Genomic DNA, 1566 nt, shown 5'->3' on the forward strand with positions numbered 1-1566 from the left:
ACGGACCAACCGACGCCGGTCTCCCACGCTGTACTGATCGTGCTGTACGCGTGGGCCCGGTGTGCATCGATTCGTGATGTTCGTTTCGGAATCGCCACCGATCGGCGACGGTCGGACCGGTCGAGCAGAGTGCGTCCCACGCTCCCCTGCCTCTGTCCGAGGCTCAGCGGAAGCGTTCGGCCTCACGTGCGAGTTGCACGAGGTCGGCGCACAGGGATTCCACCTCATGGGCCGCCGCACCTTCGGCAACGGCTGTCGCCACGTCCTCGGCGGCACATCGAACCTGGAAAACCCGGTCGACCATGGCGGAGGCTTCCTCCGCGGTGAGCATAACCGCATCGGCGGGGATGCTGGTGCCCTTGACCTGGTTGCGCTGCTCGTACGCGCGTTGCCGGCACGATTGGCGGCAGTACCGGCGACGCCGGCCCATCCCCGTCTCGGCCACTTCGCGCCCGCACCACACACAGGAATCCGGTCTGCGGGAGGCGCTGGTCATGGTCGACCACCTTACTGCGCGGCGCCCCCGAGCCCGCCCGGTAAGATGTCGAGGTTGCATCTGCGCGGCGTGCGGGAACCAATCGGGAGGCCGTGGCGTTGTAGATGAGTGTGAACGCTTGGTGCTGGTCCAGGCGTGCTCGCGCGGAGACGATCGAGGAGAGGACACAACCATGGCAGATCGCGTACTTCGAGGGAGTCGACTCGGAGCGGTGAGCTACGAGACCGACCGTGACCACGACCTCGCGCCCCGTCGGATGGCCAAGTACCGGTGCGACAACGGTGAGGTCTTCGACATTCCCTTCGCCGACGATGCCGAGATTCCCGGCACGTGGCTGTGCCGTAACGGCCTCGAGGGAACTCTGGTCGAGGGCACGGCGCCCGAAGCCAAGAAGGTCAAGCCGCCGCGCACCCACTGGGACATGCTGCTCGAACGCCGCTCCAAGGAGGAACTGGAAGAGCTGCTGAAGGAGCGCCTCGACCTGCTGAAGGCGAAGCGCCGCGGAGCCTGACACAGGCCACCGAACCGTACGAACGCCGTCTCGGCTCTGCCGGGGCGGCGTTCGCCGCGTCTGCGACCCCGCCTTCGGCGCGGTCCGGGGTGTCCGCGACCCCGGTGTGGTCGGGGACGGGATGTTCGACACGGACAAGCTTCTGTAGGTCACTGGGCTGGTCACCGTCTCGCCAGGACTCATCCAAGTACTCCGATCTGCTGAACGCGGGCGCGTTACATTCCGAGCACACCAAGCACCGAGCGTCACGCCCCGAACACGCAGTCGAAGAAACCACGTATGACCGACCTCCCGGGCTTGCATACCGTTTGAGAGGTAGGTCACATGACCGCTCTCAATCTACTATTCGGTACCGCGGAGTCAAGGGTTTGGTCTTCTCTTCGGGCAGATCTCACACCTGGGGTATGAAACCGGCACCCTGAAGCCACGGCGGGTCCGGCGTCCACGATGCTCCGGGTGGTCAACCGCTCATTTCCACTACAACCACTCACATTTCGTGGTATTCCCCCTTCACCGCCCAAACCAAACCTCGCGGTCGGTTGAGCGGCGGCGGGGGCGG

Annotated in this window: 2 protein-coding genes; one reads left to right on the forward strand and one right to left on the reverse strand. The window is 65.4% G+C overall.

Translation table 11 applies throughout. The features are described from left to right. Positions 1–163: 163 nt before the first annotated feature. On the reverse strand, positions 164–496 hold the full coding sequence (locus tag ROP_RS01190; protein WP_012687514.1) for a hypothetical protein: 333 nt from the start codon (positions 494–496) through the stop codon (positions 164–166). 172 nt (positions 497–668) lie between these two features. Between ROP_RS01190 and ROP_RS01195 the strand changes: the two genes are divergently transcribed. Beyond that, complete coding sequence (locus tag ROP_RS01195) at positions 669–1007, forward strand: RNA polymerase-binding protein RbpA (RefSeq protein ID WP_005255751.1); 339 nt, start codon at positions 669–671, stop codon at positions 1005–1007. The last annotated feature ends 559 nt before the right edge of the window (positions 1008–1566 follow it).

The organism is Rhodococcus opacus B4 (assembly GCF_000010805.1).
Classification (GTDB): Bacteria; Actinomycetota; Actinomycetes; order Mycobacteriales; family Mycobacteriaceae; genus Rhodococcus_F; species Rhodococcus_F opacus_C.

Excerpts from the sequence above, each read along its gene's own strand:
- ROP_RS01195 (WP_005255751.1), top strand. The coding sequence starts at position 669 with ATGGCAGATCGCGTACTTCGAGGGAGTCGACTCGGAGCGGTGAGCTAC.
- ROP_RS01190 (WP_012687514.1), bottom strand. The coding sequence starts at position 496 with ATGACCAGCGCCTCCCGCAGACCGGATTCCTGTGTGTGGTGCGGGCGC.